We start from the raw sequence: 24135 nt of genomic DNA on the forward strand, positions 1-24135 counted from the left end.
CCCCTGAAAAAGATCATGCGACGCGCTGGTCGTCGGTGGTCGCTGCGTTGGCGACTGTTTCGGTATCGCGTGTTGGAGCGTTGCCCATCAACGAGAGCAGGCTTTCAAGCAGATGCTCGGCCTGACGTGCCAGGTTCAGGCTGGGCGCGCTGTCTTGCAGCTGGGCGCGCAAGGCCTGTTCCGGTGTTGGTGCCGAAGCTTGTGGTGTGTTGGCCGGAGCGGCTTGCGTGGCGGCCCCTTGAGGCCGTTCGCCCGTCTCGATCTGCACCGGTGTACGTTGTTCCTTGCCGGAGCTGTCCCGTGTAATGAGCACCAGATTCAGCCGTTGGGCCGTCGCCAGCTGGCGGTTGTCGACGGTCAGTTTTCCGCTGCGCGGGTCGAAGCGAATCCAGGCGGGCAGGGGCAGGCCGTTGTCCTGGCGCAGCAAGGGGCTGCCCTGGCTGCTGAGCAACGATTGCGGCAATTGCACTTCGCTGGTCAGGGCCGTGCTGCCGGTATCGACCTGCATCTGCCAGATTTCCCCTGGTCGTGCCGGTTCACTGGAGACCAGGCTGTCGCTCAGGATGTTGCTGCTGCCGAGCAGTTGTTCGGTGATGCTGCGTTGACTCGACTCCAGACCCGTGGCATCGGGCAGTGCGGTATTCAACGCACTGTTCATGTTGATCGGCAGGCCCGCCTGAGTGATCCGGGGTGGTTGCGGCGCATTGGCCTGTTCGGCGTTGTTGCGCTCGTTGAAGCCGTTCGGGCGCAGACCCATCAGCGGTGCCGATTGCCAGGCCACGATCACGGGATCGGTCGTGCCGTCCGAGGTGTTGCCCGTGTTTTCGCCTCCGGTTGGCGGGGGTGTGACGACCGGGTCGCCATTGCCTGTGTCAGGAGGTGTCACGACGGTTCCACCGTCTCCGCCGGTCACGGGAGGTGTGGTGCCGGGCGTGGCAGTGATCGCAACGCTGAAGTTCGTGCTGCTTGACGTCAGCAGCCCATCGTTGAGAGTGACGGCCAGTTGCACCTGCGCAGGCGGTGTGCCCGCGCTGTTGAGGTAGGTCAGGTGTTGCAGCACCGATTGCGCCTGTGCCTGGCTGATATCACGGGTGAACGTGATGGTCAGGCGACCGGCGCTTTGACTGAACGTGGCAACGACCGTGCCGTCGAGCAGAATCTGGCTGCCATCGCTGGACAAGGCGAGTGTGTCGGAAGATTGCAGGCCGAAACGATCGTCTGCACTGGCTCCCTCGGCACGCTCCAGCGTCAGGGTGGCGCCGTTGTAATTGCCGACGCCGTTGTTCAGCACATCCAGTTCGGCATCGCTGAGAACCCCGTGGGGTGCGAGCAATACCGCATCGCCTCCCTGGGTGAAGTGCGGTGCACCGGTCGGGCTGCCCAGGACCACCACATCCGAACCGGACCAGGTACTGCCCAGGGCATACAGGCTGCCGTCTGCGGCGCTGACGAGGTGCTCGAAACCCGACGAGGACGAATAGGTCCGGACAAGGCTCAAGGCACCGGTGGCGGTATCCCGGCTGTACACCAGAAGACTGGGATCACCGCTGTTGTGGGCGAGATAAAGGGCACTGCCATCGGCGCTGAGGGTGATGTCGGCCAGCGAGTAGACACTGTTCAGCCCGTCCCTGAAGGTGCTGATCAGTGTCAGGCTGCCATCGGTGGCGCGGCTGAAGATCCGGATCGAGTTGCTGCTCTTGTCCGAGGCGTACAGGAAGTTGCCGTCGCTGGACAGCGCAATCCCTCCCGTTGACGTGAGGCTTTGGCCGTTACCCAGGTCTTTCAGAGAGCTTGTATAGGTCAATGCACCGGTCGCGGTGTCGCGGGAGAAAATGGCAATGCCGTTATCCCAGCTGGCGCTGACATAGACCGAGCGGCCGTCGCTGGACATCACCACTTCCGACGCCTGACCAATGCCGTCGGACAGATGCCCGATCTGAGTCAGGCCGCCCTGGGCGTCGATCGTAAAGGTGGTGATGCCGGGGTTTGAGCTGTCGGCACTGACCACATACAAGGATTTGCCGTCGGCAGACGCGACCATGCCGCCGAAATAGGCCGTGCTCGTTTCGTTGCTGGCGGCAATGCCGACATAGGTGAGCGCTCCGGTGGTGACGTCGCGCTGGTACAGGGCAATGGTCGAAATGGTGCCCGAAGCGTTATCTGGCGTGGCTTCGGAACCTGCGACGTAGAGGTATTTTCCGTCGGCGGACAGGGACACCGATGACACGCTGTCCATGCCCTGCAAGAAGATGTCCCGGTCGCTGAAATACTGGTCGTCGGTAAAGCTGCCTTGGGCGACCAGCCCGTCTGCCGTCCGGGCATAGACCGTCAGGGTCTTGCCCGCCACGATATAGACGAACTTGCCGTCGCTGGAGGTGGCCATGGTCGTGGGGGCCGAGTCCACGCTGCCCTGTGTCAGATGTGTGGGCTGAGTCGGATCGGTGATGGCGGGGGAGGTCAGTACCGTGCCCAGGTTCGGATTGTTGACGCCGGGCGCGGTATTGGCAGTGACTTCTACGGTGGACGCAATATTCAGATCGCTGACGTCGGTTCCGCCATCCTGAGTCCCGCCGCTGTCCTGAATGCGGGTCAGCGTCACGGTGCGGCTGCCCAGCGTCGGTGTCTGGCTGGCATTGCTGTAACGGATACCGTCGATCAGGGTTTGCGCAGCTTCCGTGCTGATGCCGCTGGCCGGGGTGATGATCAGCGTGGCAGTGCCTGCCGACAGGGTCACGGTATAGGTGTAGCCACCGATGGTTTGTGTGCCGTCCACCAGCTCGACAAGGGTGCCGTTGATGTTCAGGCGTTCCTGGCTGCCGTCGCTCAGTCCGCTGATTTCAAGGCGCAGTTCGAGGATGGATTGCCCCTGTTCCACGGTTGAAATCCGTGTGTCGCTGAACAGCGCGGTGTTGTTGCCGAAACTCAGGGTCGGGTCCAGGGGCGTGGCCGTCAGCTCTGGCGCGTCGTTGATCTCGGTCACGGCGATGACAAGAGTATGCGTGGTGGAGGTCAGGCCGTCGCCGTCGTTGATCGACAGGTCCAGGCTGATCTGGCTACCCGGATCGCTGTTTTCATTGGCATAGGTAATCTGTTTCAGCACCTGATTGGCGTCGGCGGCGCTGACCGGCTGGCTGGCGGTGAAAGTCAGCACCAGCGTGCCGTCTACCAGGCTGAAGCTGGCAATGACGTTGCCATCCTTGAGCACTTGCTTGCCATCGGCGGACAGCGTCAGGCCGTTACCTTCCTGGAAGCCGAAAATATCGGCCGCATTGGCTCCTCCGCTGCGCGCGATATGGATGCTGGCGTCGCGATAATCGCCATCGCTGTCCAGCTCGGCGTCGGTAAACCCGGCATTTGCGAGCAGAGCCAACGCTGCGGCCTTTTCGGTGTAGGCCAGGCTTGTCGGCACGTTGCTGAGCACTGGTGCGCTGTTGTCGCGCATGGTGACCGTCGACGCCAGACTCAGGGCCGTGCTGTCGATGCCGCCATTGGCTGTCGTGCCGTTGTCGCGAATCAGTGTCAGGCTGACGACACGATCCGCTCCGGTGATGGCAGTGCTGTCGTTGTAATAGCCGATACCGTCGACCAGCGTCTGTGCGCTGGCCACGCTGAGTGCGCCGCCGCTCAGGCTGATACTGGCGGTGGTGCCACTGATGCTGATGACATAGTTCAGGCCACTGCGGGTGGTGCCGCTATTGCCGTCGGTCAAGGCGATGCGAGTGCCGTCGATGACCAGTATTTCGTTCGCGCCGTCCTGAACGCCGGTCACACTCAAGTCCAGACCGCTGACCAATTGGGCTTTTTCGCCGGTATCGATGACGGTGCCCTGGAACACCGTGACCGGGTTGCCCTGTGCGGAATATTTGGGGTCGCTGGCCGTCGTGGCCAGTGTCGGGGCATTGTTGACGTCGACCAGACGGACTTCAACGTTGAGGGACGTGCTCGCGCCCTGACCGTTATCGAAGGTCAGCACCATGACGGCAAGGCTACCGGCGTCTGAGCTGGTGTTGCTGTAGCCGATCTGCTGGAGCACCTGATTGGCCAGCGCGGTGCTGACCTGGCTGGTGAACGTGACGGTCAGGCTGGAGCCTGTGCCGGTCAGTGTGGCGATGGCATTGCCGTTGTTCAGGATCTGGGTACCGTCACTGCTCAATGTCAGGGTGCCGGTTGCAATGAAACTCAAGCGGTCTTCGGCATTGTCTCCGCGTTGCGGCGTGACGTTGAAACTTGCGCCGTTGTAGTCGCCATTGCCGTTGTCGAGCGCATCCAGAGTCGAATCGCTGACCACGGCGTCGCTCAGCTTTTGTACCGTTGTGCCTTCCAGATAACGGGTACTGGCTTCCTGCAACACGCCAATGCCCGAGCCGGTGACAATCACGCCGCCATCGGTGGTGAGCTGGATTTCGGTGGCGTTGCTCTGGCCGCCTGCCGTGCTGTTGAGCAGCACCAGACCCTGGGTTGTGACGCTGTAGCGATTGATGGTGCCATCGCTGAGGGTGGCATAGAGCGTACTGCCGTTGCTGCTCAGGGCTGTCGAAGTGATATTGGTCTGGCTGAGAGTGTTCTGGACGACAAAGGACTGGCCATCGACCTTGAACGTCACGATCCCTTCGGAAGTGGTGACATACAGGCTCTGGCCATCGGGCGAGACATTGATCTGGTTGGGGTCCTTGAGTGATACCGTTGTACCGGCGCTGTCCTGCTGGCCATCGCGGATGTAGAACGGCGAGCCCAGATTGCCATCGGCGTCGCGCTGGTAGGCGATCAGGGTGTGTTGCTGGAAGGTGGCGGTGAAGAAGACGTAGTCGCCATGGGCTTCCATGGCCGATACCCTGAACAGGTAAGGCTCGCTCCAGGAGGTGGAGTCGACCATATTCAGCCGGGTCAGTTGGCCGCTGGCAGTGTCGCGACTGAAAACGTAAACCCCTTCATTGCCGCTATCGATGGCATACACCGATTTGCCATCGTCCGAGATTGCCAACTGCGTGATGGTGTTGATGTTGTGGCTTTCAACATAGGTCAACTGTCCGGTTGCCGTATCACGATTGAATACGGCAAGCGTGTCGGAATAGGACCTGCCGTTTGCCCCGCTCATGATGAGCATTTCGCCATCTTGGCTGATCTTCAGGTCAATGATCGACGTCAGATGGGTTTCGCTGGCCGTCAGGGTTCTGCTGAGCGTCAGTTCACCGGTGTCGGTATTGCGGGTGAATATCGCCAGCTCACCTTTGCTGCTGCCCACATACAGCGTCTTGCCGTCACTGGACAGTTCGGTCTGGGCAATATCCGTCAGACCGCTGACACTGCTCAGGTCTGTAATATTTTTCAGAATGTCCAGGTTCAAGTGACTGCCGCTGTCGGTCGCCTGTGCGGTGGTGCGCAGGCTGGTAGCGGTGCTCTCCTGATCGGTTGAAGAACTGCTGTCTTCATGGACTGTTGTAGTTGTCGTCGTTGTATCCGTGGCCGCAGCGGCGCTTTTATCCGGGGTTGGACTGGCGCTCTGTGTTTCGCTGGCAGCCGCGACATCCGCTGCCGTGGCAACCGCCGCTGCGTCGAACATCATCCGGGGTTCAAGCGCCAGGTACAGCCGCTGAAGACGGGGACGGGCAGGGGAGCGCTCAGTCATGGGGGCAATCCTTTGAGGAATGGACGGAAAGGGGGAGGCGCATCATTCGACCAGCAACACACGGTTGGCCTGGCTCTTGAGCTCGTTGGCGATACTGTCGACTGCGGCCTGAAAATCGCTGGTGGTATCCGATGAACTGCCTGCGATGACGTGCAGGCGTTTGCCGCCATTGGTGCAGGGCGTGAGCCAGTCGGCAGCAATGGAAACCGGGTCTATGCCGGGAGGTACGGCGGTCAGTTCGGTCGTCGCCTGGACGACAGCATGGAACTCGATGCCGTTATCGCTGAATGACTGGCATATGTTGAGGAAGTCCTGAAGGTTCTGGTTCTGGTTCTCGGTAGCAATGCCCGCGTTCCAGTTCAGCAACAGGACGATGGCCTTGCGGTTGGGGCCGCTTCCATCAGGGTTGAAGTCCAGGGGATAGGTGTTATCGCCCCAGCCACCGCTGCCGCGCCAGTTCGGAGACAGTGCGCTGCCTGCCCAGACAAGCCCCGGCATGACCTGGAGATACCAGTCACCGCGTATTTCATCGAGGCGCTCATCGAGTTTGCTGCGTTCCGCTTCCAGCGGCAGTAATGGCGCGTTAGGGATACTGGTGTCGGTCTCTACGGTGTTTTCCACGCCATCGTCATTGCTGGCGGTGAGGCTGAAGAAGCGACGCTCTGAAACGACGGCACGCATGTTTTCGTTACTGGAAACGATCATCCCGGCCACGAGCTGCATCTTTGACTCGGCAGGTGATGGAATCCACTCGTATGACCTGTTGGTGTTCGTGCCTCTGAAGAAGGCCTGGCGTCTGGCCCGGCGGTCGGGGTACTGAGGGTTTCTCAAGTCACCATAACGTTTGAAAAAGCCATATTGTTGCAGAAGGGTGGTGCCGTAATCTTCAGGCCTAAGCGCACCCGGTGCTGTCCAGTCCGTCAGACGAGGCTGATTGGCCCGGCTGTATTGGGGATCGTACAGGTTCACTTCCTGACTGAACGGAACCAGAGCAACCCTCAGGTTTTCCTTGGTTTCGCGTGGCTGTCCGTTGGCGTCTGTACCAAACAACCGGTCAAGAAAGTACCGTGCGGCATCGGTGTGCAGCTTTGAGTTGACGCCTATGGTCATGGCGTTTTCGATTTCCGACGAGTCAATCGCCAACGCCACTTCCAGCGGCTTGCTGATCAACTCGGCCGTGGAGTGCACGGTCAGGTCCTGGCTGGCATTGCCGCTGACCTGCGGATCGTGACGGGACGTTGCCGTGACCCGGTAGGTCGGGTTGCTGTCGTCGCTGCGGCCTTCTTCGACGGTGACTTCACCCAGGTTATCCAGAAGCTGCGCGTCCATGCCCAGGTTCTGGCGCACGTAAGCGGTGGCAAAACCGACAGGGTCCTTGGTGACGTTCTCATCGCCGTCGGCATTGGCCCGGCCGATGGCCAGGGCGGCGGCGTCGGTGGCGCGCTTGAGTTGCGAGGCATTGCCGGTCATGCGCGTCAGGTCTATCGCGTAGGCACTGGCCAGTAACAGGCCGCCAGTGGCAAGAATCATGAAGGGCGCGACGTTGCCACGCTGAAGCCTGCGATTGAGCATGAAACGGTTATTCCTGAGGGGGTAGCCGGGGGATCAGCAGACCGCTGTCACAGCGGTCTTGAGGTTCATACAAGAATAAGAATCTTTCCCAACTAGCAGCAAGGCTGGCTCCATTAAGAAGCCTTAATCAACTCTTTTCCTTGTCCAGACCGGCTTCCTGCGCCAGGTCTTCGGCCAGTTCCAGATCGCTGTTCTGCATGCGGTCGAGGGCGACGCTCTGCATGATCCGGCCACCGAGCAGGTCGCTGCTCATGGCCAGTTCGGTGCTGGCCTGGCAGGTCTGTACGATCAGCATCGAGACCTTGTCTTCCTGCTGCTCTTCGGAGGAGGAAGAGGTGGGGCTGCTTTCGGGGAGTTCTCCGCTGTAATAGCTGCCGGCGAACGGGTCGTCGCACAGCCCTGTTGCCGTGCCGCGTTGCAGGTGCCACACCACGTCGCCGCTGCGTCGGACCTGAGCGATGAAGATCTGATAGTTGTCCCGCCTCGGGCCGCGAATGTTCTCGATCAACTGCTCAAGACCGGCACTGGTCAGCCGGTCCTGAATCGACAGGACCGAAGACAGGGTCGAAGTACTGCGTTCCATGTCGGTCTTGGCACGGCTGAGGTTGTAGAGGTCGGCGCAGATGAACCCTGTTCCCAGGATGATCGGCAGGGCCAGTGCGGTTTCCAGCAGGGCGCTGCCGCGTTGCTGCGTACGCTTGATCATTGGTCGTTACCGATAAGGGCCGTGTTGTAGAGGTTGCCCAGTACCTGGCGGTACTCATAGGTAAAGCGGTCAGGCAGGGCGAGCAGTTTGGGCAGTGCGGTGATGTAAGTCTGTTGCAGGGTCACCTTGACGACGATGACCGGCAGGCTGCCATCGGGCAGTTCTGTGCTGGATTCATCGTCATTGACGTTTTCCCCGCCCATGACTTGCAGGGCGCTGTAGGAGGTGGCATCGATCTGGATCTCGTCGGCTTTCAGGTAGCCGTAGGACGCCAGCAGAATCCGGTCGGTGATCAGGGGCTGAAGCTGTTCGGTGGCCATCAGGTCGAGTTTCTCGTGACGCAGGCCGCCCAATGCCGAGTCCAGGGCCAGATTGCCGATGATGACCACCAGTGCGATGCGTGCCAGCTCGAAGAACATCATCAGGCCGATCAGGATCACCGGCATGATCAGTGCGGTTTCCACGGCTGTCACGCCGCGTTGTTTCCAGGGCCACGACTTCACTGTGGTGTGCCCAGAGCCAGTGGCCGCTGACTGGCGGCGAGCAGTTCAGTGGCTACCGGTGAACCGGCATGGATACGCTCGACGCTGGCTTGCAGGGCTTTGAGCAAGTCTTCGGTGTTGGCATCGGGCAGGTTGCGGCTCAGGATCTGACGCGCCTGATCGTTATCGCCCTTGAGCAGATGCGCCAGCGCCAGGTTCAGCACCAGGCTGGGTGTCGCGTTGAGGCTGGCACCCTGCAGAAGCGTGATGGCTTGCTGAGGCTGGTTGCTGCTCAGGTAGGTCATGGCCAGATTATTCAGCGCGGGCTGATTGGACGGGTCGATCTCCAGGGCCTGCTGAAACAGCTTCTGGGCCTGTTCGGTCTGCCCCAGACTGTTGCTGGCCACACCCAGGCCGTTGAGGCCTTCGGTGCTGTCCGGCTGGGCCTTGAGCGCGCAATTGAAATCCTTGACCGCAGCCTGAACCTGATTCAGTGCCAGCCGTGCACGGCCCATGCCCAGACAGGTAATCAGGCTTTCGGACGGCTTGAGACTGTCGGCACCGCCGAGCGCATGCCGGGCGCGGCCATAAAGCTCCAGCGATTGCTGCGGTTTGCGCACCAGCGCCGCAACGCTGGCGTATTCCAGCAACTCGCGCGGGGAGAGCTGATTGCGCTGGTCCATTCTGGCGTAGACCTCGGTGGCGGCTTCAAAGCGCCCGTTGTCGCGCAGCACGCGGGCCAGTCGCAGGGCCTCGGCGCTTTCCTTCTGGCTCAGAGGCGCATTGGTCTGCGGCTGTGTCTTGTCAGGGCCGAGGCCAGGCAGGCTGGCGCAGCCACTCAGCCCGACGATCAGCAGTGACAGCAAGGCAAGGCGTGAAAGGGAAAAAGGTGAGGACACGGTATTCTCCAGAGACAAGGCAGGCATCAGTTTTGCGCCAGTGCGCGGACCAGACGGATCATGGCCGGTGCGCCCATGACCGCGATGATCGGCGGCAGGATCAGGACCATCAGTGGCACGCTCATCTGTGCGGGCAACTTTCCGGCTTTTTCTTCAAGGCCCAGCACCAGGGTCTTGCGGCTTTCATCGGCAATGGTGCGCAGTGCCTGGGACAGCGGTGTGCCGTAGCGTTCGGCCTGGATCAGGGTGGCGACCATACTTTCGATTTCCCGCACGCCGGTGCGCTCGGCAAGATTGAGCAGTGCCCGGGAACGGTCGCTGACGATCTGCAGTTCCGCGAAGGTGTAGCGCAACTCATCCGCCAGTTCGGGTGCCGACAGGGCCAGTTCCTTGGCCACCACTTGCATGATGCGGCCCAGGGGCAGGCCGGCCTCGGCGCAGATCACCATCAGGTCCAGGCCATCGGGAACCGAACGGGCCATGCGTCCGCCACGGCGGGCGGCTTTCCATTTCAGCCAGGCTTCGGGGAGCGTGCTGCCCACGAACAATGCAATCAGGCCCATGGCCAGGCCCTTGAGACCGAAACGGCCCTGGGCGTCCAGCACGCCGAACAGGGCGATGCCCAGAAACAGCAGGCCGTTGGTGTACTTGGCGATCATCAACAGACCGAGGCTGGCCTGGGCACGGAACCCCGCCATGCTCAGCAGGCGATTGAGGTGGTGGCGATCCTGTGCCGTACCGGCCAGGTGTTCGCCGGCCGAGGCCAGTGGCAGCAACAGGCGTCTGGCGCTGGCGGGCAGTGCCAGTTGGTCGGTGCGCAGGATATTGTCCTGGACCTGTTGCTGACGGCTGTCCTCACTGCGCCCCAGACGCAGGTCGAGACTTTTTTCCGAAAGGCTCATGTACCAGCCGAGCAGAGCCAGGCCGGTACCGGTCAGCATCACCCCCAGGGCGAGCAGAACGAGAGTGTCGTTGGTCATGGCTGTTGTTCTCCGCAAAGGCGAGGGTTCATCCGACCCGGCTCACCATCAGATGGTTGATGATCAGCCCCAGGGTGACGCTGGCGATGGCGTAGAGCAGCACCATGTTGCCGGTGGGGTCGTTGAGCAGAAAGCGAAAGTCCTGAGGGGAGTTGATGTACATGTAGCCCAGCATGGCGGGCACCAGCGATGACACGATCTTGGACGAGGCCCGTGCTTCGGAGGTCTTGGACAGGATCTTGAGTTGCAGCTCGTGACGGTCGCGCAGGGTGGCCGAAAGCCGGTCAAGGGTTTCCCCCAGACGGCCGCCGGCTTCCTGGTTGATGATCAGGATCACGGCGAAGAACTGGTATTCGGCCAGCGGCACCCGCTGTGTCGAGTCCTGCATGACCCGACGCAAAGGCACGCCCAGGCGCAGCCAGTGGTCGATCATCGCGAACTCCACGCTCAACGGCCCGCTCAAGTGTTCGGCCACCAGCACGAAAGCGTTGCTGACGGGCACGCCTGCACGGCAGGTTCGGGTAATGGCATCGATGGCTTCGGGCAGGGACTGGCGCAACTGCTTATGGTATTTGGCCAGCGCCTGACGGTAGAACAGCGTAAACAGCGCCAAAGCGGCAAAGACCGCAATCAGGCTGCCGAACAGCCATGGCATGGGCGTATCGCGACCGATCAGTACCCCGGCGAAAAAACCGCCCAGGCCGAACATGATGGCCCGTGCCTTGAGGGTCTTGCGCCAGCCCAGCAGGTTCAGGTTGACCCAGATACGTGCAACGAGGGCTCCGACCACGGGGACATTGCCCAGCGGTGCACTCTGCATGTCCCGCATGATGCTCTCGACCTGGGTGGCGGGTGCATTGACCGCCACTTTGTCGCGCAGCAATTGCTCCAGGCGGGCGGCGCTTTCGGCTGCCCGCTGGCGGCGTTTGCTCAAGCTCAGCAGGCCATAGAACGCGAACATGACACAGGCAAAGACCAGCAGGGTGAGCAGATCGAGAACGGCTTGCATGGAGTGTTCCCTCAAAGATCGCCAAACAGGTGGGCGTGCTGGTTGTAGAACTCGGGCCGCTGACCGCTGCCTACGTAGTCGCCCAGAATCTTGCCCTGGCTGTCGGTGGAGCGGACCTTGAAGCCGAACAGTTCCTGGGTCTGGATCACGTCGTTTTCCATGCCGCAGACTTCGGTGATCGACACGACACGTCGTCCGCCGTCGCGCTGACGCTCGACCTGAACCACCAGGTTCACGGCACTGGCGATCTGGCGTCGAATGGCCTCCATGGGCAGCTGCATGCTGGCCATCATCACCATGTTCTCCAGACGCATGATGGCGTCGCGGGGGGTGTTGGCGTGGACGGTGCAGAGCGAGCCGTCGTGACCGGTGTTCATGGCTTGCAGCATGTCGAAGGCTTCGCCGCCACGCACCTCACCGAGAATGATCCGGTCGGGGCGCATGCGCAGGGCGTTGCGTACCAGGTCGCGCTGATCGACCTTGCCGGTGCCTTCGGCACTGACCGGGCGGGTTTCCAGACGAACCACGTGGATCTGTTGCAGTTGCAGCTCGGCGGCGTCTTCGATGGTCAGGATCCGGTCGTCTTCGCTGATCTTCTGCGACAAGGCATTGAGCAGCGTGGTCTTGCCCGCACCGGTACCGCCGGAGACCACGATATTGAGCTTGGCGATCATGGCGCGGTTGAGCACCTGGACCATTTCCATCGACATGGCATTGCGGGCCGCGAGGGATTCGAGGGTCAGGTTGCGACGCATGAATTTCCGGATGGAAATGGTGGTGCCGTCGATGGCCAGCGGGTAGGTGATGACGTTGACCCGGCTGCCGTCCGCCAGTCGGGCATCGACCATGGGGTTGGCTTCGTCGATGCGTCGACCGACACCGGCAGCGATACGCTGGGCGGTGTTGAACACGTGCTCTTCGTCCAGAAACGTGATGTTCGACAGCTCCAGTTTGCCGAAGCGTTCGACGAAGACTTGCCCGGCACCGTTGACCAGAATATCGTTGACTGTATCGTCGGCCAGCAGTGGCTGGATCGGTCCGATACCCAGCATTTCGTCGAGCATTTCGCTGGCGATCTGCTCTTCTTCGGGGCGAGACAGTTGCAGGCGATTTTCATCGCAGATGCGGCGTATCTGGCTTTCGATCTGTTGGCGCAGCTTGTCACGGCCCATGGCCGCCGCCTTGAGCGGGTCGATCTGGTCGTACAGAAAGCCGCGTATCAGCCGCCGGTTCATATTGGCGCTGCTGTCGGCCGTCTTGAGCGTAGGGTTTGCCTTGGTCGCGCTGACTTTCTGCATCTCGATGGCAGGTTCACTGCTCTCTTGCGCAGGGGAGGGCGCGGGCGCAGGGGCGAGGGTTCTGGGTTTGCGTATCAGCATGGTCCGGCTCCTTGCTTCAAGCCGCGTTGCGACGGGTGAGGGCGCCTTTGAGGCGGGCCAGCACGGACGGCGCAATGGTGGTGTTACCCGGCTTGCGGCCGCAGGCCAGGTCCGCCAGATTCAGCAGGGCCTGACGGAAGGCCGGTGCCGCCTCCAGGCGCAGCGGGCCGCTCAGCAGGCCATCGCTGAGGGCATGACCGGCGTAGGGCAGGATCAGGTCCACGCGTCTGCCGACGAAAGCCTCGAACTGTTCGCGGGCGACGGTCTGGTGGGTGCCGCGGCTCTGATTGACCACCAGCAGCAATTGCTGGCCCTCGCTTTCGTCACCGATTTCTTCAAGCATGCGCTGAGTGTTGCGGGCACCTTGAATGCTGAACTCACTGATCAGGATGCGTGTCTCGACGTGACGCAAGACCTCCAGCGCACCCTGGGGATGACCGGAGGGCAGGTCCCACACCACCTGATTGAACAGGCGGCACAGGTTGGCACCCAGTTCCAGCAAGTGATCGGTATCGATAGGGGCAAAATGCTCGGGCGAAGGCTCCTGGGCCAGCAAGTGCAGACGGTCGTCCAGACGGCTCATGGCGCGTTGCAGGAAGCGGGCATCGATCTCGCTGCTGCTCAGGGCGGCGGCCAGCCCGCAATCGCCCTGGGCGCCCAGCAACAGGGACAGGTCGGCGTTGTGGCGGTCGTAATCCACGGCGGCCACCGGCATGTGGCGTTCACGGGCCAGCAACAGGCTCAGCCCGGCACTGATCGTGCTGGTGCCCAGCCCGCCGCTGCAGGCGGTCACCGCGATGCTGCGGCCGGTGCGCACCTGGCCTGCCTGTGGCTGATGGTGGATATTGCGCGCACGCTCCAGGCTGCTGGCCAGCAGGTCCAGCGGCACGGGTTTGCACAGGTAGTCGACCACGCCGCTGTGAGTCAGGGCGCGATACAGGTCCACATCATGTCGGCTGCCGATGGCCAGAATGGCGCAGCCGGGGTCGCACAGGCTCGACAGTTCAGAGATGGCTTGCAGGGGAAACTGTTCGCCATCCAGGTCCACCAGCAGCAGGCTGGCCCGCTGCTCGGCGCACCAGGCCTTGGCAGCCTCGATGCCACCGCTTTGCACCAGCGCTTCGGGTTGTCCCAGACGTTGCATCTGTTCGGCAAAGGTACGCTGGTCAGCCGTGCTGGCCGCGAACAGGACCGGTGCCAGGAAGGTTTTGTCGCCGTTGAGCAATACGGGATTGGTCTTGTCGTTCATGGCGGCGTCCTCAGTCGTCCTTGGCGAAGTCGATGTTCATCAGTTCGATGACTTTGTTTTCCTGATAACGCTGCACGGCATTGTTGGCCTGGTTGCCATCGGCGCTGTCCAGGGTGCGTGGGCGGACCAGGTCGCGAGGGTCGCTGACCATGCGGGCAATGTTGGCGCGGTTCGCGCAGCCAAGGGTGCCGACCGCCTGATAGGGGGTCATGGTCCAGGCCTTGGGATTGGCGATCTGGCAGTCGGGGATCTGCGCGACGATGGCTTCGGAGATGACTTGCAGATCCCAGCCGCCCGACTGTTCGGCGGCCTTGAGCTGAATGGGCGCGACAATGATCCGGTCGGCATCCGCACCGCGCTCGCTCAGGACGCGCGCCAGACGCTTGGCCATCTGTTCACCGGCAGGGGTGAACGGTTGCAGGGTCAGGCTCTGATTTTTCAGGCGGCCCTGATTGCCCAGCATCGTATTGAGGTTTTCCAGGGATTCGGCGCTCAGTCCCTTGCCCTGATTGACGGTGTTGAGTGAAACGCTCAGGGCGCTGGGGTTCACTTGCACGGTCGGCATGGGCGTATTGGCAAAGCGTTTGGCGCGCAGGTCGTTGTACTGCGAGGTGCAACCGGCCATGAAGACAGGCAGGCAGGCCAGCAGGGCCAGACGCAAAGTGACAGGCTTCATTTTCAAGGTCTCCATCAGTACAGGTATCCTGCGCTGGCCTGACGCGGCATCTGCGCGTCCATGCTTGGCAGGCCGCGGCCCGGGGTTTGCAGTTCGCCTTCGGTGACCGGGTCGACCACATAAGCGGTCGCCAGAATCACCAGTTCAGTGTCTTGCTGGGTGCTGGTTTCGCTCTCGAACAGGCGACCGAGCAACGGCACACTCTTGAGGCCCGGCAGGTTGCTGACTTCCTGGGCAACGTTGCTACGCAGCATGCCCGCCAGGGCGAAGCTCTGACCGCTGGCCAGTTCGACGGTGGTGTCGGCGCGACGCACCTTGAACGCCGGGATTGTCGAGCCGCCATCGGGCAGGGTCACGGCACCGTCGTCGGACAGGTCGCTGACTTCCGGCGCGATATGCAGGCTGATCCGGTTGGGCGAGAGCAGGGTAGGCGTCATGCGCAGGATCACGCCGTAGGATTTGTAAGTGATGCTGACGTTGTTGTTGGTGATCACCACGATCGGCACTTCACCACCGGCCGCGAAGCCTGCGGTTTCGCCGGACAGGGCCGTCAGGTTGGGTTCGGCGAGGACCGAGGCCATGCCTTCCACGGACAGGGCATTGATCAGGCCGGTCAGGTTGCCGTCGGTGAAACCGATGGTGTTGGCGCTGCGAATCAGCTGGCCCGCCTGTGTCGCCCCGGCGATGGTGCCGGCCGACGACGCAGCGTTGGCGGCGTTGAACAGGCTGGTGGACGAACCCGTTGCCAGACGGAACTTGCCGCTGTTCATGACCGAGTCCCAGTTCAGGCCCAGTGTATGGCTGAGGTTGCGCGACACTTCGACCACGCGAACCCGGATATTGACCTGAGCGGACAGCTCGACCTTGAGCTGGTTGATGACCCGCGGTGCAGCAGGTCCGCCGCCTCCCGGAGCCGGTGCGCCACCGCCGCCACCACCGGGTGCGCCGGCCGCGTTGTCGTTGGCACCGACGGCTGCCTTGACGCTGGCGATGACCTGGCGGGCTTCGAGCGGGGTCCGCACATGGCCGCGAACGATCAGGCCGTCGCCGGCGGCAGGGACGAAGCTGACCTGTGAGCCGGCCACTTCGTTTTCGATCTGCTGGCGCAGGCCTTCCAGGTCAAAGCCGGCCACCAGACGCATGGCGGCGATCACGTTGTCGTTGGCGTCCAGCGCATAGAGCGTGGTCGCACCGGCCCGCTGGGCGAACACGAACACGCTGCTGGGGGACGGCATCTGGAAACTGGCCACGTCCGGATCGGCCAGCAGCACTTTGGCGGCGGCGCGAGGCAATTGCAGCAGGCGTCCCTGGCGTACGGTCAGATTGACCGTCTGGGTTTCGCTGACCTGTTGCAAATGGGCGCGTTGTTGCGCCGTGATCACTGGAGTGACCGGCATTTTTGCAGGCATGTCGTAGTTGTCCACGGGGGCCTGCTCGGCCATGACAACTGACGGGCTGACCAGTGTGGCGCTCAAGCCGAGGCCGGCGAGCAGCAAGGAGAGTCCGTTCCGGCCCGAAGCCAGAGGTTGCGCTGTGCGTTTCATGCTGTTTTTTCCGTAAGGGCGTCTGTCGGCGCTACACCGGCCGGCATTCGCGACTGATCAGTGTTTCGCCAGATCCAGAACTTCGGTGGCCTTGCCTTTGTAGACCTGCACAGTAGCGGCGGCCCCGGATTTGCCTGCGCTTTTCGGGGACGGATAAATGCTGGTGGTCTTGTTCAGCGTGGTGACTTCACCGGTGGCCAGCAGCTCTTCTTCGGTAGGCTCGACCGACGAACGTATGGCCAGTTGCAGATTGCCGATTTCCTTGGCCACGGCCAGTTGTTCGGCTGCCGACGGCGCGACTTCCAGGGTGACGGTCTCAAAGCTCTGACGGGTGCTGGTGCTCTTGGTGTTCGGTGTGGCTTCCACATCCTTGCGCACGGTCAGATCGCTGCGGGTGCTGTTGTTCATCGCCAGCACGCGGACATCGTGAAGAATGGTCTGGGCGGCCAGGAAGGGAGCAGCATGGGCGGGCGCATCCGGTGCCTGGATTTCCTGCTCGCGCTTGAGGCTCAGGATCACATCCACGCGATCACCGGCGGCCACCAGGCCGAAGTTGCTTTCCACGGCGCTGGTCGGTACGGACACGGCGCGCATGCCCGGTTTGATGACCGAGGCCAGAAAGCCCGGTTCGCCGGGGCGCACGACGACGCTGCTGGTCAGCGGCTGACCGGCTTCCACCGGCTGGCGTACCGTGGCACCCAGCAGGGATTCCTGTTTGTCCTGGCCCTCGATGAAATACAGCGAGCGCGTCATTTGCGGTGTTGCCGGTTGCCAGTCAAGGCTGCCGGCATCGATGAAGTCACCCGGTTGCAGAGTACGGGAGGCGACCAGCACCTGGCGGGTCACTTCCTTGGGCGCGGCAGGTTGAACCTGTGCCTTGACTTCAGGTGGCTTGGGCGGTGCCAGCAGTGCCCGGGCAAGCAGAGCGGAACCACTGGCCAGGACAATGGCCCCAGTCAGCAGAATGAGCGAATTCTTTTTCATCGAGTACGACTACTGTGGGTCAGGTGTTGATGGGATTGAGCAGGGTGAACAGCGCACCTGCTGCGATGGCCAGACCGTAGGGGATACCTGCGGGACGCTGGGCGTCGTAAATGATCGGTACGGCAAGGATGTTCTGTGGCATGCGCTTGATCAGCCACATCACGCCTCGTGCCAGCGTTGCTTCAAGCACTTCCAGCGAGGGCAGTATCAGGGCCAGGATGCCGCCGACCAGTGAAGTGATGATCAGAAAGGTGACCAGATCTTCGCTGCCGATCCACAGGCTCAGGACGGTCATCAGCTTGACGTCGCCGCCACCCACTCGTTCGATCATGTACAGGCCGTAGCCGACCAGCAGAACCAGGGCTGCACCTGCCGTCGACCATCCCATGCTGGAGATCGTCTGCCAGACGCCGAAACCGGCAAAGGGGCCGATCTGAAACGGGGCCAGCAACGGCAGTGCGAACCATCCCGCCAGCAGGGCCAGCACCAGTCGATTGTGGATCTTGCGATACAGCAGATCCGTGACCACCACCCAGCACAGAGCGGGCGACAGTAGAACGACGACAAGGCTGGTCATGGACGGGAATCCTGGAAGGTAACGTCAGTTGCTGCCGGTGCTGTTGTTGGTGGACCGGATCTGATCGGCAATGCCGCCGAAACGCTCTTTGAGCGCACCGATGAACTGACCGTCCGAACCAAAGATGTAACCAATGGCAGCTGCCATGGAGGCCGCGAGGATGCCGTATTCGATGGCAGTCACACCGCTTTCGTCTTTAAGGAATTTCTTGATGGAATCGAGCATGCCGAAGGCCTGTATGAGGGTCGTAAAAAGGAGTCCCGCCCGCAGTCAATACGGGGCGAGGGCGAGTTCAAGCGAGTGAAACGATAGTAGGATTTATTCTCATTAAGCGGCAAGGCGGGGATCATTAAGAAGCGTTAAGGAATCGCCCGGCCCAGCTGCAATTCGACGCGCAGGCCCGGCTGGTTGTCGCTCAGGCACAGGGACCCGCCATGCAATTCGCTGATGGCCTTGACGAGTGTCAGGCCCAGCCCGTTGCCGGGGATGTCGCCAGACGTGTGCAGGCGATGGAAGCGCTCGACCACCTGTTCCGTGGCCGAAGCCGGAATACCGCTTCCGTGATCCGCCACGCCCAGAATTGTGAAGTGACCGCGGTGCCGGGCGAACAGTGTCACCGTTGAATTGCGGGGGGCATATTTCAATGCGTTGTCGACCAGATTGGCCATGGCCTGAAACAGCAGGGCGCGGTCTCCCCAGATCTGGCAGCCGGGGTCTGTTTCAATCTCCAGAGGCGAATTGCGTTCATCGGCCAGCGGCAGGTAATACTCTCGCAAGTCATGGAGCAGGTCGTGGGCCGGGAACGCCTCGAAGAGGTGGGCGCAACGACCGGTTTCCACTTCGCCGACCCGCATGACCGCTCTGAACAGGCTCTGAATGCGTTCGCTTTCATCGGCGGCCATCCAGAGGGCTTCGCGCACATCCCCGGTGGCGATTTCCGCCGCGCTGACCAGACGATTCTGCAAGCGGGTCAAGGGGGTTCGCAGCTCATGGGCGATATGGCTGGTCACGCCCTTGACCTCTGCCATCAGTTTGTTGATGCGTTCCAGATTGCGGTAGATATCCGTAGCCAGCCGGTCCAGTTCGTCGCCGCTGCGATCCAGCGGGGGAAAGGCCTGATGATCGCCGCTGGCAAAACGCTTCAGTGCGTCATGGATGCGTTCGATGCGGTACAGCTTGCGCAGGCTGTAGCGCAGGCTCAGGATCAGGCTGCCCAGCAGCACCAGAAACAGACCGGCACCGGCCATCAGGGGAATGATCTGGGTGCGTTCCAGCATGGGTTGCAGGTCATAGGCACTGAAGTAACGGCCGCCGTCGCGCAGTTCGATCACCAGCCCCATGATCTGGCGGTCTTCGTAGGTGCGAATGTTTCGCCAGTTATCGGGGCACTTGAAACTGATGCAGTCCATGACTTCCAGCATCGTCGCATCGCCTGTCAGGACCTTGCCTTGCGGGTCCAGCAAAAGGGAGTGGCGTTCGCTGCGGCGATCGTAGAGGTCGCGCTGCCTGAGCAGTTCGGCCACCTGATGGCTGCTGCGGCTTTGCGTCAGCTCATGCATGGTACGTACGTCGGCCAGGATCATTTCCCGCACATGGCTGCGCATCACGCTTTCAAGCACGCAGCCGCTGCCGATGACCGACAGAAGGGCCACCAGCAGACAGGCGAACGCCATGGTGGCGGCTTGTTGAAAATTGCTGGTTTCAAGGATGTGGCGCAGCTCGAAGCGGCTAGCCGAGTTCGTAACCGATAGCACGGATGGTCCTCAGCAGGCTGCGTTCAAAACCCTTGTCGATCTTGGTGCGTAGTTTGGAAATATGGACGTCGATCAGGTTGGTCTGCGGATCGAAGTGATAGCCCCAGACTTTCTCCAGCAACATGGTGCGAGTGACGGTCTGGCCGGGGTGTTCGGCCAGCACTTGCAGCAGGCGGAATTCCTTGTCGGTCAGGTCGATCTGGCGACCGGCCCTGCATGCGCAGCGTTGTCCGAGATCGATGCGCAGGTCTTCGATGTAAATCACTTCTTCCATGGCGGTCTGATTATGCCGGCGAGCCAGCACCTCCAGTCGCAACAGCAGTTCGGTGAAGTCGAAAGGCTTGCCCAGGTAATCATCGGCACCGGCCCGCAGTCCTTCGACACGGTCGCTGATCTGGTCGTTTGCCGACAGGATCAGCACGGGAGGGCGGGAGCGGCCATGCAGTTTGCCCAGCAGTTCGATGCCATCCATTCTGGGCAGCATGCGGTCCAGGACCACCACGTCAAACGCCTCCTGCGTCAGCATTTCCAGCGCGCCTTCGCCGTCGTGAGTCAATTTGCAGTTATGGCCGAACGCATGCAGTTTGCTGCCAAGCCAGTGGCTGACCGATATGTCGTCTTCTACCACTAATACACGCATGGTGGTGCTGCTCCCTTCTTCTGTGGCAGTCATATTCAAACGGAAAGCCAGATTGTAACAATTAAGATTCATTAATGTTAGTAAATGTTAATCATTATCATTGTCAGACAAGCAATACGATATTCATGCGCTTTCTTCAAGAGAAAAGGCAAAAATCAGTCTGACTGGCAGGAAAGAAGGAGGGATTCAAGTCGCGGATTTTGAGGGAAAGCAGGGGGCAAGCCTGCATTTTCTGCAGCCTCAGGAGACTGTGTAAGGGAAAAAATACAAAAACAGGCTACGCCTCGGAAATCGGCGTTCAGGCTTTCGATCTGGCTGGACGCTTGCCTTTGCGCGCATTCGTGCCAGCCGCTTTGCGAGTGCCGACCTTGCGTTTCTTCTTCCAGGGAGCAGCACCACCGGCCGGGCTGGCGGGGCCAGTGATGGTCAGGCGCAGGCCGAGGCAACGGGTTACATGCTTGCTCATCCAGGCGGCCTGCCGGGAAACGAATTCCTCAAGGCTCATTTCGCCGTTCTGCACCATGTCCAGCGCCTGCTCCCAGATGGCCGTTGTGCCGGGGTCGGCAATGGCGCGGGGGACGGCATCGATCAGGCTGAACGCGGCAGGGGTGGCGGACAGCGCCTTGCCTTGCTTGATCAGGTAACCCCGATCCAGCAGGCCCTGAATGATGCCGGCGCGGGTGGCTTCGGTGCCGATCCCCGTGGTTTCCTTGAGTTTCTGTTTGAGCAGCGGGTCTTCGACCAGCCGGGCGACGTTCTTCATGGCCTTGATCAGGTCGCCCTCGGTGAATGGCTTGGGCGGTTGGGTCCAGAGGTCCTTCAGGGTGACATCACTGACGGCGCAGTCGCAGCCTTGAAACAGCGCGGGCAGGTTTTGCGGGGGCGGTGCTTCGCGGCCTTTTGCCGGAGCCAGGGCTTCGGGCATGGCCCGTTTCCAGCCCGGCTCGACGATCTGTTTGCCGACAGCGCGCAAGGCGTGCCCGGCGCAATCGAAATCGGCCTGGGTCCGGTCGTATTCGTGGTTGGGCAGGAACTGCGCCAGATAGCGTGCCCGAATCAGGGTGTAGACCGCCCGGTGCTTGCCGCTCAGGCGCTCGATACCACGGGCGGCAGCAGTGGGAATGATGCCATGGTGAGCGCTGACTTTTGCATCGTTCCAGGCCCGTGAACGGCGTTGCGGTTCCAGGTATTTCAGCAACTCGCTCAATGCAGGATCGGCCTTGCCCAGCGCGGCGATGATGCCTGCGGCTTCGCCATGCTGGCTCATGGGCAGGTAGCCGCAATCGCTGCGCGGGTAGGTGATGACCTTGTGGGTTTCATACAGGGCCTGGGCGATGTCCAGGGTTTCCTGGGCACCAAGGCCGAGCTTTTTCGAGCAGATTTCCTGCAGCGTGCCGAGATCGAACGGCAGGGGCGCGGCTTCGCGAATGCGCTCGGTGCGCAGCTTGATGACCCTGGCACTGTCGGCCTTGCGCATGGCTTCGGCGGCCTGTTGTGCCAGCGGCTGGTTCAGGCAGCGATCCTGATCGTCGCAGGCATCGGAGGGGGCTCGCCATTGCGCGATGAAGGCCTGACCTTCATGCAGCAGCCTGACGTCGATGGCCCAGTACGGCACCGGCACGAAGTCGGCAATGCTGCGGTCCCGATCCACCACCAGCCGCAAGGTCGGCGTCTGCACGCGGCCGACCGGCAGCACACCCTGATAGCCGGACTGGCGACCGAGCAGGGTGAACAGGCGGCTCATGTTCATGCCGATCAGCCAGTCGGCGCGGGAGCGACCGAGGGCCGAATGATAGAGGCTGAAGGTGTCGGCCCCGGGCTTCAGGGACGCCAGAGCCTTGCGGATGGAGGCGTCGTCCAGCGCCGACAGCCACAGGCGCTGGATCGGCCCGCGATAGCGGCAATGTTCCACCAGTTCCCGGGCAATCATCTCGCCTTCGCGGTCGGCGTCGGTGGCAATGATCAGTTCCCGGGCTTCGCCGAGCAGGCGTTTGACGGCCTTGAACTGGCTGGCGGTTTTCGGCTTGACCAGCATCTTCCACTGGGCCGGAACGATGGGCAGGTCTTCCAGCACCCAGCGCTTGTAGCGGGTGTCATAGGCATCCGGCGGTGCGGTTTCCAGCAGGTGGCCGATGCACCAGGTCACGGTGGCATTGGGGCCTGTCCAGCAGCCATCCCCGCGCCGGGTTGCACCGAGCACGGCAGCGATATCTTTGGCCTGGGAAGGTTTTTCGCAGAGAAACAGCCGCATAACCACCGCTTTGATTGACGGGTCTTGAAGGCTGTAAGGATGAACACTCGAGAGGCTGGGGGCAAGGTTTATCTGTATGGATATACAGATAAACCTTGTAAGACCGATCGGTTGATCGTGGCGATTACAGAATGGTGATCGGGTAATCCACGATCAGGCGGAACTCGCTCAGATCGCCTTCGCCCTGGTCGGCGTTGGCGGTATGGAACGCCTGACGGATACGGAACGACAGGTCTTTTGCCGGGCCGCTCTGGATCACGTACTTGGCTTCGAGGTCGGTTTCATGGTGTTTGCCATCCTCGCCGTACAGGCCGGCATAGGAGCTGTTGGACGGCGTCTTGGTACCGTCGATGTCATAGCCGTTGATGTAGCGGGCCATGAAGCTGAGCCCCGGCACGCCGTAAGTGGCCATGTTCAGGTTGTAACGAATGCCCCAGGATTTTTCGTTGGGGCCGTTGAAGTCCGACCACTGCACCGAGTTGGCCAGGAAGATCGAGTCGCCACCGTCGCCACCTCCGTTGTCGCCCGTACCCACGTAGTCGAACGGAGTATCGCCATCGACTTCCTGGAAGGACAGGGTGATGGAGTGAGCCGCCAGGAACGAATAAGTCGCCGCCAGGGAGTAGGTGGTGTTATTGATGCTGCCGGCCTTGGCCTGACCTTCATCGAGCGTGCGATAAAGATTGAAGTCGAACGCCAGGGACTGATCATCGCTCAGTGGCAATGAATAGTTGGTGTTGACGTAGTACTGGTTCCAGATGTCTTTATATTCCGAACCATATAATGTGGCGGACCAGTTCGGCGTGATCTGATAGACACCCCCGGCAAAAGTTGCACTGCTGGAAGTTTCGTTCGCATAAACGGCATATATATCGTGATCGTGGTTGGCGGTCACACCACTGTTGGTGCTGGTATAACGACCGGCTTCCAGATCCAGGCCTTCGATCTCACTGCTGTTGAGATTGAAACCTGTAGCTGTCTGTGGGAGAAGGCGGGTGCCGCCCACTGCAAAGACAGGCGCTGTAGGCTGGAGGTTGCCATAACGAAGCTGGGTCTTGGACACGCGCAGTTTGACGCTGGCGCCCACGGTGCCGTAATCGTCTTCCGGATGCCCGTCGCTCTTGATCGGCAGGTTACCGGTGCCGGTGTAGCGTGCCTGGGCATCGAGTTTCAGGACGTGCTGAGCGAATGCATCCACCCCGAAGCCTACTGTGCCCTGGGTAAAGCCCGAGCTGAAGTTGGCGGTGGTGCCTTGCGTCCAGTCCCGGTTGTCCGGGCGGTTGTTCTGGCGATCACGGTTGAAATACTGGTTACGCAGCAAGGCGGTGAGGCTGCTGCCTTCGACAAAACCTGTGGCCTGGGCCTGGTCTTCAACGGGTGCGGCCAATGCCATCTGGCTCAGTCCGGCCGATACCGCCAATGCGATGGCGCTCCAATGTCTTGCATTCATGCTGTTGATTCCCCTGGTTTGATGTCTCCCGAATCCTTATCGAAAAGCACGCTTTCAAGCGCGTCACTCATCGACGGAGACAGGTATGAACGGCAGGCTGGCAAGCGCCCGTCTGATAATTATTGAAGGTCGCGATATTGAAGAATGATTATGGGCCGGGTTATCGGAAACCGACCTGTGTATCGCGCCGCTGGTACTTATAGCATGTCTGTTGTGCGGGGCATGTTGGTTGCAATAAAACGACGGTTACAAATATTTAACTTTTGGCAGAAATATTGACTTGTTAGTCTCGGGTCGAATTGAAGATCTCATCGCTTCAATTGCTCTTTTGATTGCCGCCACCCTGTTGTGGCGGCT

At 61.3% G+C, this 24135-nt stretch carries 18 protein-coding genes; all 18 read right to left on the reverse strand.

Annotated elements, in window-relative coordinates; all coding sequences use genetic code 11:
• Positions 1 to 13: 13 nt before the first annotated feature.
• The 18 genes from ACIPY9_RS08360 to ACIPY9_RS08445 all read right to left on the reverse strand — a co-directional run bounded on the left by ACIPY9_RS08360 (position 14) and on the right by ACIPY9_RS08445 (position 23778).
• Positions 14 to 5626 (reverse strand): beta-propeller fold lactonase family protein, encoded by a 5613-nt coding sequence (locus ACIPY9_RS08360; protein WP_400699277.1) that lies wholly within the window; start codon positions 5624 to 5626, stop codon positions 14 to 16.
• A gap of 42 nt (positions 5627 to 5668) precedes the next feature.
• Positions 5669 to 7198, reverse strand: a complete 1530-nt coding sequence (locus ACIPY9_RS08365; RefSeq protein WP_400699280.1) for a hypothetical protein — start codon at positions 7196 to 7198, stop codon at positions 5669 to 5671.
• 127 nt (positions 7199 to 7325) lie between these two features.
• Positions 7326 to 7904, reverse strand: coding sequence for a TadE/TadG family type IV pilus assembly protein (locus ACIPY9_RS08370; protein WP_400699283.1), 579 nt, complete (start codon positions 7902 to 7904; stop codon positions 7326 to 7328).
• Positions 7901 to 8407, reverse strand: a complete 507-nt coding sequence (locus ACIPY9_RS08375; RefSeq protein ID WP_400699286.1) for a TadE/TadG family type IV pilus assembly protein — start codon at positions 8405 to 8407, stop codon at positions 7901 to 7903. Before ACIPY9_RS08375 ends, ACIPY9_RS08370 begins: the two co-directional genes overlap by 4 nt.
• On the reverse strand, positions 8404 to 9285 hold the full coding sequence (locus ACIPY9_RS08380; RefSeq protein WP_400699289.1) for a tetratricopeptide repeat protein: 882 nt from the start codon (positions 9283 to 9285) through the stop codon (positions 8404 to 8406). Before ACIPY9_RS08380 ends, ACIPY9_RS08375 begins: the two co-directional genes overlap by 4 nt.
• 26 nt (positions 9286 to 9311) lie before the next feature.
• Positions 9312 to 10265 carry a type II secretion system F family protein gene (locus tag ACIPY9_RS08385; RefSeq protein WP_400699292.1) on the reverse strand — a complete coding sequence of 318 codons (954 nt, stop codon included), beginning with the start codon at positions 10263 to 10265 and terminating at the stop codon, positions 9312 to 9314.
• A gap of 28 nt (positions 10266 to 10293) precedes the next feature.
• A complete protein-coding gene (locus tag ACIPY9_RS08390; RefSeq protein WP_400699294.1) occupies positions 10294 to 11274 on the reverse strand; it encodes a type II secretion system F family protein in 981 nt (326 codons plus the stop codon).
• A gap of 11 nt (positions 11275 to 11285) precedes the next feature.
• The gene (locus tag ACIPY9_RS08395; protein ID WP_400699296.1) at positions 11286 to 12653 is read right to left on the reverse strand and encodes a CpaF family protein; all 1368 of its coding nucleotides are present in this window, start codon (positions 12651 to 12653) and stop codon (positions 11286 to 11288) included.
• A gap of 16 nt (positions 12654 to 12669) precedes the next feature.
• Positions 12670 to 13902: a CpaE family protein gene (locus ACIPY9_RS08400; RefSeq protein WP_400699299.1), complete on the reverse strand. Its 1233-nt coding sequence runs from the start codon at positions 13900 to 13902 to the stop codon at positions 12670 to 12672.
• 10 nt (positions 13903 to 13912) lie between these two features.
• The gene (locus ACIPY9_RS08405) at positions 13913 to 14578 is read right to left on the reverse strand and encodes a CpaD family pilus assembly lipoprotein (protein WP_400699302.1); all 666 of its coding nucleotides are present in this window, start codon (positions 14576 to 14578) and stop codon (positions 13913 to 13915) included.
• Between the two features lie 14 nt (positions 14579 to 14592).
• Complete coding sequence (locus ACIPY9_RS08410) at positions 14593 to 16122, reverse strand: type II and III secretion system protein family protein (RefSeq protein WP_400699304.1); 1530 nt, start codon at positions 16120 to 16122, stop codon at positions 14593 to 14595.
• A gap of 57 nt (positions 16123 to 16179) precedes the next feature.
• The gene (cpaB, locus tag ACIPY9_RS08415) at positions 16180 to 17106 is read right to left on the reverse strand and encodes a Flp pilus assembly protein CpaB (RefSeq protein WP_400699307.1); all 927 of its coding nucleotides are present in this window, start codon (positions 17104 to 17106) and stop codon (positions 16180 to 16182) included.
• Between the two features lie 19 nt (positions 17107 to 17125).
• On the reverse strand, positions 17126 to 17683 hold the full coding sequence (locus tag ACIPY9_RS08420; RefSeq protein WP_400699310.1) for a prepilin peptidase: 558 nt from the start codon (positions 17681 to 17683) through the stop codon (positions 17126 to 17128).
• A gap of 24 nt (positions 17684 to 17707) precedes the next feature.
• Entirely contained in the window at positions 17708 to 17908 is a 201-nt protein-coding gene (locus ACIPY9_RS08425; RefSeq protein ID WP_400699313.1) for a Flp family type IVb pilin, read from the reverse strand.
• A gap of 134 nt (positions 17909 to 18042) precedes the next feature.
• Positions 18043 to 19437: a sensor histidine kinase gene (locus ACIPY9_RS08430; RefSeq protein ID WP_400699315.1), complete on the reverse strand. Its 1395-nt coding sequence runs from the start codon at positions 19435 to 19437 to the stop codon at positions 18043 to 18045.
• Positions 19412 to 20077: a response regulator transcription factor gene (locus ACIPY9_RS08435; protein WP_400699318.1), complete on the reverse strand. Its 666-nt coding sequence runs from the start codon at positions 20075 to 20077 to the stop codon at positions 19412 to 19414. Before ACIPY9_RS08435 ends, ACIPY9_RS08430 begins: the two co-directional genes overlap by 26 nt.
• Before the next feature lie 298 nt (positions 20078 to 20375).
• Positions 20376 to 22328 (reverse strand): DNA topoisomerase III, encoded by a 1953-nt coding sequence (locus ACIPY9_RS08440; RefSeq protein ID WP_400699321.1) that lies wholly within the window; start codon positions 22326 to 22328, stop codon positions 20376 to 20378.
• A gap of 124 nt (positions 22329 to 22452) precedes the next feature.
• Complete coding sequence (locus ACIPY9_RS08445) at positions 22453 to 23778, reverse strand: OprD family porin (protein ID WP_400699324.1); 1326 nt, start codon at positions 23776 to 23778, stop codon at positions 22453 to 22455.
• Between the last annotated feature and the right edge of the window lie 357 nt (positions 23779 to 24135).

This window comes from Pseudomonas sp. NPDC089734 (assembly GCF_044748865.1).
Classification (GTDB): domain Bacteria; phylum Pseudomonadota; class Gammaproteobacteria; order Pseudomonadales; family Pseudomonadaceae; genus Aquipseudomonas.